This is a genomic window from Neisseria sp. HMSC074B07, from assembly GCF_001810355.1.
Taxonomy (GTDB): Bacteria; Pseudomonadota; Gammaproteobacteria; order Burkholderiales; family Neisseriaceae; genus Neisseria.
Map to the genome: position 1 here is coordinate 1 of NZ_KV800900.1, position 6,891 is coordinate 6,891.

The window sequence follows — 6,891 nt, forward strand, 5'->3', positions numbered from 1 at the left end:
GTCGCCTTGTCCTGATTTAAAGTTAATCCACTATGACATCCCTTATCCTCAAATGGAAAAACTATCCCAATCCTTTTTTGAGAAAACAGGAAAATTATCAATCAAATTATTGTTTTTTCAAACCTTTGGCTTTAACCGTGGCAATCGTACCGTCAATACCTTTCTGTTTGATCAACTCATTGAATTGATTGCGGTATACCGTTACTAAGCTTGTGCCATCCAAACGGAAATTGTAGATTTTATAAGCAGAACCTACCCGATAAAGCTGATACGCTACTTCGTATTTCTTACCGCTCTTCGTTTGAAGCTCTGAAAACACATCAAACTTATTGCCGTTTTCAGTCATTTTAGGCAGCAATTTAACCTTCGCATCGGCAGCGCCCACCAAAGCGGAATGGGAATACATCGAAACCACCATCTCTTTGAATGCCTGAATAAAATCTGTTTTCTGCTGTGCTGAGAAATTGCGCCAAGGCGCGCCGACAGCCAAAGCGGAAATGCGTTCATAATCCAAATAACGGTCGGCATACTGCTGTATTTGTTTGACACGCTGCGGCTCGCTCAAGGAAGTATTGCGTGCGATTTTCAAAACAGTATCGATATTTTGCTGCATCTGCTCTTGTGCAGGATGTGCAGCGGCAACATACGGGGCGGCAAGCACCATAGGTGCAGCCAGTACAAAAGCGGACAAATAGGATGCCATATACGTACCTATTTCTAAAAGTTTTAAAGGTTAATTGTAAAACTTTATATTTTAGAAATATTTAACGTAATGTAAAACCAAGAAAGGCAGGTAAAGAAGGTAGGAACAGCCTACATCCGACTCAATTCCCTTTGCAGGGCTTGGATGTTTTGCTGGCGGTCGAGTACCGCGCTCTGCAGGCTGTTGATTTCCTGTTGGTTGACATGACCGCCTTTGGCTACACGGGCTTGCGCCAGAGATTTTTGCGCTTCGCCCAGCGCTTTACGCTCGTTGCTCAACTCTGTTTCCAAAATCGAACGGCGGCTAGCACTGCCGGAAGATTTGGGCGCAGGCGTTGCTGCGACTTCAGGAGCCGGACGGACGGGCGCAGGTGCGGGATTTGCCTTAGCGGTATTTTTAGGGGCAGGTTTTGCGTTGCCGGCTCGTTTTGACGGAGCTTCGGCAGCAGGCTCGGGCATTTCTAAAGCGGGAGCATCGTAGCGCGTGCTGCTGTATTTGCCGATGGTCGGTAAATCTGCCGAATGGCAGTTTCCGGATGGGCGCGAAGTATAGACAACTTCGCCGTTGACTGTGCAGGTATAGATTTTAGAGGAAGCTTGTGCGCCGGATGCGGCGGCAAACATCAGCAATGAAGCTGCCAATGTGTGAAGTGATTGTTTCATGGTAAGGTCGTAATGTGAAATAAGTAATTGTTCGATAGATATTGAATTCAGTTGTAATAGTATAACAATACCAGCATATTCTCTCAAATAGGACGACTGACTTTTTTAATTTCAAACCAAACCGTCTCATTCGTTATAGCGAAAATTGCCTCACTCGTTTTCAGACGACGTTTTTGCGGCTTTATCCGATTTTTTGGCGCGTGATTTGGCGTTTTTGCTCTTTGTCTCTTGCTCTTGCGCCTTTTCCCGCGATTTTTCTTTTGAACGCGCCTTCTTGGGCTTGGCCGCCTTTTCTTCGGTATCGCTACTTAATTTGTTGATTTTCAGACGGTATGCACCGCCTTGGTGGCTGCTGATTTTGGGCAGATCCGCGCCTGTGCAGTTTCCAGATGGTTCGGATGTGTAGGTTTTGCTGTTACCGGAATGGCAGCTGAAGACGGCTGCTGCGGTGTGGAGGGATAAGCCCAAAATGAGGGAGGATGCGACGATAAGTGCCCCTTGCTTGATTCGTGAACGCATGAGTTTTCCGTAGTTTGAGTTTTCAGACGACCTATTTTTGTTTTTATAGTGGATTAACTTTAAACCAGTACGGCGTTGCCTCGCCTTGGCTCAAAGAGACATTCTCTAAGGTGCTGAAGCACCAAGTGAATCGGTTTCTGTACTGTATGTACTGTCTGCGGCTTCGTCGCCTTGTCCTGATTTAGTTAAGCCACTATAGTCAGTCCGACGGTCTGAAATGACCATGCCGAACTGTATTTTTTGGCGGCTTCTGAAGGCAAGTACGGAAACCCTCGCTGCGAAGTATTTATAGTTGTGTAAATTCTGCGTCGATTTCCGTCAGGATTTGCTCTAGCTCCTCCTGCCACAAAAGCCAGTTTTCTTCTATTTGTGTTAATTTTACTTTAATTTCTGTTAATTGTGCGAGGGTTTGTTGTAATTTTGTTTTATTTTCGTCCGAATAGGCTTCCTCTTGTGCCAAAAATGTTTCACATGCCGTTTGAATTTCGGAAAGCTGCGCCATTTCTTTTTCGGCTTTGTCGATTTTCTGCTGTATCGGCTTGCCGCGTCGGGCTTTTTCTTGACGGATTTGTGCTTCGATACGCTTGGTGTCTTTGCGGTTTTGGCTTTGCGCGGAAGCGGCAGGTGCGGCGGTGGCGTTTTCCTGCGCCAACCTCCATTGACGATAATCGTTTAAATCGCCGTCAAAGTTTTTCAGACGACCTTTGTCAATCAGGAGGAAGCTGTCGGTAGTGGCTTCAAGCAGGCTGCGGTCGTGCGATACGACGATTAAGGCGCCTTGGAAACTTTGCAGCGCGAGCGTCAGAGCGTGGCGCATATCCAAGTCCAAATGGTTGGTCGGCTCGTCAAGCAGCAGCAAATTCGGTTTTTGCCAGATAATCATGGCAAGGGCGAGGCGGGCTTTTTCTCCGCCCGAAAAGGGTTCGGTTTTCTGCAACGCCATATCGCCGACAAAGTTGAAGCCGCCGAGGAAATTTCGGATTTCTTGTTCGCGCACTTCGGGAGAAAGCTGCTGAATGTGCCAAACAGGGCTTTGGTCGGCGCGGATGGTATCGAGCTGGTGTTGGGCAAAATAGCCGATATTGAGTTTTTCGGAACTGACGATGCTGCCGGAGAGCAAATTGATTTTGCCTGCCAAGGCTTTGATAAACGTAGATTTACCGCTGCCGTTGACACCCAATAGCCCGTAGCGTGCGCCGCTCTCCAGCGACAGGGTAATGTCATGCAGGACGGTTTTTCCTTCGTAACCCAAATCAGCGTGTTCCAGCTTCAGCAAGGGATTAGGCAGATGGTTGGGATTGTAAAATTCGAAGGAAAACTCGCTGTCCAGATGCGCGGGAGCGATACGCTCGAGCTTCGCCAATGCCTTCATACGGCTTTGCGCTTGAACGGCTTTGGTGGCTTTGGCTTTGAAGCGGTCGATAAACGATTGCAGATGTTTGATTTGCGCCTGCTGTTTGACATAGGCGGCTTGTTGCTGCGCTAGGCGTTGCGCGCGTTCGTTTTGGTAAAAATCGTAATTGCCGCCGTATTGCGTGAGCTTTTGCTGGGACAATTCAATGGTTTGGGTGGTTGCCGCATTGAGGAAATCACGGTCGTGGGAAATGATGATTTGCGTACAGGGTAAAGAGGCAAGGTGGTTTTCCAGCCACAAGACGGTTTCCAAATCCAAGTGGTTGGTCGGTTCGTCAAGCAAGAGCAAATCGGCGCGGCAAATCAAGGCTTGCGCAAGATTCAGACGCATACGCCAGCCGCCGGAAAAGGATTTGACGGGACGGCTGTGTTCTTCTTGCGAAAAACCCAGTCCGTTCAACAATTTCGCTGCACGGGCCGGCGCGGTATAAGCGTCGATTTCTTCCAATTTAGCATGGTATTCCGCCTGCTTCATGCCGTCATTTTGCGCTTCCGCCTGCGCCAAGGTCGTCTGAAAAGCCTGCAACTCGGCATCGCCCTGCAAAACGTAGTCCAACGCGGAGATGTCCAAGTCGGGCGTTTCTTGGGAAACGGAAGCCATCCGCCAATTTTTCGGAATCGAGACATCGCCGCCGTCCTGAGTGATTTCACCCTTGATTAAGGCAAACAGGCTGGATTTGCCCGTCCCGTTTTTACCGATCAAACCGACCCGCTGACCGGGATTGACGGTGGCGTTGGCTTTGTCGAGCAGGACTTTCAAACCGCGTTGCAGGGTGAGGTTCTTGATTTCAATCATGATGGTAAGGGACGGGCGGAAAAATGGGAAAGGCGGTATTTTATAGCGAAAACAGCGTGATGTCGCCGTTCGTTGGTGCCGTAGCGTTTCAACGTGAATCCATGATGGAAAAAGGTCGTCTGAAAACGGCGGACGGTATGAGCGAAACCCGCTCTGTCCGTTTTCAGACGACCTTTGATGTAACGAAACGGCTTAATGTCGATAATCTGCCGAATCCTTACGGATTTGTTGCAGAAATTTCCGCGTCCGTTCGTGTTTGGGGCGTTCGAACAATTCTTTCGGACTGCCCTGCTCTACGATAACGCCACCGTCCATGACGACGACGGTAGTAGCGACTTCCAGCGCAAACTTGATTTCGTGGGTCACGACGACCATCGTCCAGCCTTCTTGCGCCAATTCCTTCATGGCGTTCAATACGTCTTGCACCAATTCGGGATCCAGCGCGGAAGTGGGTTCGTCAAACAACATCAACTCAGGCTGAATCGCCAATGCGCGGGCGATGCCGACGCGCTGTTGCTGACCGCCGGAAAGCTGGTAGGGATAAAGGTCAACCTTATCGTCCAAGCCGACTTTTTCCAGCAATTTCAAAGCTTCTTCGCGCGCTTGGGCGGCAGGCTTGCCCTGTACGGCAACCGGACCTTCCATCACGTTTTCCAAAGCGGTTTTGTGCGGGAAAAGGTTGTATTGTTGGAACACCATGCCGGATTTGCGGCGCAATGCCAAGATGTCGTGCTTTGTCATTTTTTTGGAAAAATCGATTTTCAGCGGTCGCTCGTTGTCGAACTCGATTTGTCCGTCTTCGGGCATTTCCAGCGCGTTTAAGCAGCGCAGAAACGTCGTTTTACCCGAGCCGGAAGGTCCGAGGATGACGACCACCTGCCCTTTGCCCACATCCAAATCGATGCCGCGCAAAATGGTGTTTTCGCCGAAGGTTTTGCGGATATTGCGGATTTTAATCATGGCTTCCCCTTATTTGGCGACATAGCGGTCGAAGCGTTTTTCCAGGCGCGCCTGAATCAGGAACAGAACCTTGCAGAAACACCAATAAACCAAAGCGGCTTCGATATAGACGGGTAGGAAGTCGTAGGTACGGTTTGCCGTTTCCTGAGCGACGCGGAACAATTCCGTTACCGTCACTACCGCCGCGAGCGAGGTATTTTTGAACAAGCCGATAAACTCGTTGCTCAAAGGCGGCACGGCAACGCGGAATGCCTGCGGCGCGACGATGCGGCGGAAAGTCTGCATATAGGTCATGCCGATGGAGAAACCCGCTTCCCACTGCCCTTTCGGCACGGACAAAATCGCCGCGCGGATAGTCTCGGAAGCATATGCGCCGACATTGAGCGAGAAGCCGATGATGGCGGCGGGAATCGGATCGATGAAAATGCCGACGGACGGCAGTCCGTAAAACACAATCACAAGCTGCACCAACAGCGGTGTCCCCCTGATGATGGAAATATAAGTTTCCACCAGTTTCAGCAGGATTTTCCGCACGATGCCGCCCGAAGGCATAATCCGTACCAAAGCCACGGCGATGGCAATCACCATCCCGATCAGGAACGACGCCACCGCCAGCGGCAGCGAGACCATAAAACCGGCTTTGACCATAGGCAAAAACGCGCTGACAATCATATCGGCGCGTGTTTCCGTCATAAACGGCAGTGAAGCAAGAAAATTATTTAACACTGATGTCTTTTCCGAAGAATTGTTCGCCCAGTTTTTTCAGCGTGCCGTCAGCTTTCAGCTCGTTGATTGCCGTGCTGAATTTCGCTACGACTTCATCATTGCCTTTATTGACAATCAAGCCGGAACCGACTTTTTCATCGGCAGGCGCAGACCAAACGATTTTCACGCCGGCATTCGGGTTTTTCTTCAGATAGTCTAAAACTGCCAACTCATCGTTCAAAGTCGCATCGGCGCGTTTTTGTTCAATCAGGGTCAGCGATTGCGCCAAACCGTCCACCGGTACGAGTTCCGCACCCGCAGCTTTGGCTTTTTCGCCGTAGTTGCTGGTCAGGGATTGCGCGGTTTTGACGCCTTTGATGTCGTCGATGGATTTGATGTTGCTGTCTTTGCGCGCAACCAAAACCGCACCGCTCCAGCTGTAAGGTTCGGATTTGTCGAATGTCGCTTGGCGTTCGGGGCTGGTCAGACCGACTTGGTTTGCCACCACGTCGAAACGTCCCGCTTTCAAACCCGCCATCATCGAATCCCATTGCGTTTCTTTAAATTCGACTTTTACGCCCAATTTTTCCGCAACGGCGCGGGTGACTTCCACATCGTAACCGGTCAGCTTGCCGTCTTTGTCGTGGTAGGTAAACGGCGCATAAGTGCCTTCGGTACCGACGGTAATCGTACCTTTATTGTTGATGCGCTCGATTAAAGAACCGGAAGCGTTGGCAGTTTGGGCGGGAGCAGAAGAAGACGCGCTGCCGCCCTCTCCGCCGCAGGCAGCCAAAACCAATGCGGTCATGCCGCCGAGTACGAATTTTTTCAACATAATCCTCTCCTGAAGAAAAAGTGTGTAAGAGCCGCATTCTAAGTGAAATTGCGGCAAACACAAAGAATACTTTTTTATATTGCTTATTCCGAAACGGATAAAGGAAGCCGTACCCCCCATCCATCAAGCAAAGGTCGTCTGAAAAAGTCTTAATACCCCCTTTTCCGCTTTCAGACGACCCTCTGCATCATTCGTATCACACGGCGGCTTGGTATTCGCAACGATGATGCTGCGTTCAGATTCAAAGGGAACATTGTCCCATCTTATAGTCAATTAAAAATAAAATAGTACAATACTC

General features: G+C 49.8%; 7 protein-coding genes. All 7 read right to left on the bottom strand.

Features of this window, described 5'->3' with window-relative positions:
• Nucleotides 1-106: 106 nt before the first annotated feature.
• The gene (locus HMPREF2726_RS01335; protein ID WP_070601930.1) at nucleotides 107-703 is read right to left on the bottom strand and encodes an MlaC/ttg2D family ABC transporter substrate-binding protein; all 597 of its coding nucleotides are present in this window, start codon (nucleotides 701-703) and stop codon (nucleotides 107-109) included.
• Between the two features lie 110 nt (nucleotides 704-813).
• A complete protein-coding gene (locus HMPREF2726_RS01340) occupies nucleotides 814-1,365 on the bottom strand; it encodes a hypothetical protein (RefSeq protein ID WP_070601932.1) in 552 nt (183 codons plus the stop codon).
• A gap of 150 nt (nucleotides 1,366-1,515) precedes the next feature.
• Nucleotides 1,516-1,884 (bottom strand): nucleolar protein, encoded by a 369-nt coding sequence (locus HMPREF2726_RS01345; protein ID WP_070601934.1) that lies wholly within the window; start codon nucleotides 1,882-1,884, stop codon nucleotides 1,516-1,518.
• Between the two features lie 286 nt (nucleotides 1,885-2,170).
• The gene (locus tag HMPREF2726_RS01350; RefSeq protein ID WP_070601935.1) at nucleotides 2,171-4,093 is read right to left on the bottom strand and encodes an ATP-binding cassette domain-containing protein; all 1,923 of its coding nucleotides are present in this window, start codon (nucleotides 4,091-4,093) and stop codon (nucleotides 2,171-2,173) included.
• 192 nt (nucleotides 4,094-4,285) lie between these two features.
• Nucleotides 4,286-5,053: an amino acid ABC transporter ATP-binding protein gene (locus tag HMPREF2726_RS01355; RefSeq protein ID WP_009311374.1), complete on the bottom strand. Its 768-nt coding sequence runs from the start codon at nucleotides 5,051-5,053 to the stop codon at nucleotides 4,286-4,288.
• A gap of 9 nt (nucleotides 5,054-5,062) precedes the next feature.
• Complete coding sequence (locus tag HMPREF2726_RS01360; RefSeq protein ID WP_003765700.1) at nucleotides 5,063-5,779, bottom strand: amino acid ABC transporter permease; 717 nt, start codon at nucleotides 5,777-5,779, stop codon at nucleotides 5,063-5,065.
• A complete protein-coding gene (locus tag HMPREF2726_RS01365) occupies nucleotides 5,769-6,593 on the bottom strand; it encodes an amino acid ABC transporter substrate-binding protein (protein ID WP_070601937.1) in 825 nt (274 codons plus the stop codon). The genes HMPREF2726_RS01360 and HMPREF2726_RS01365 overlap by 11 nt, the downstream gene beginning before the upstream one ends.
• Nucleotides 6,594-6,891: the final 298 nt, after the last annotated feature.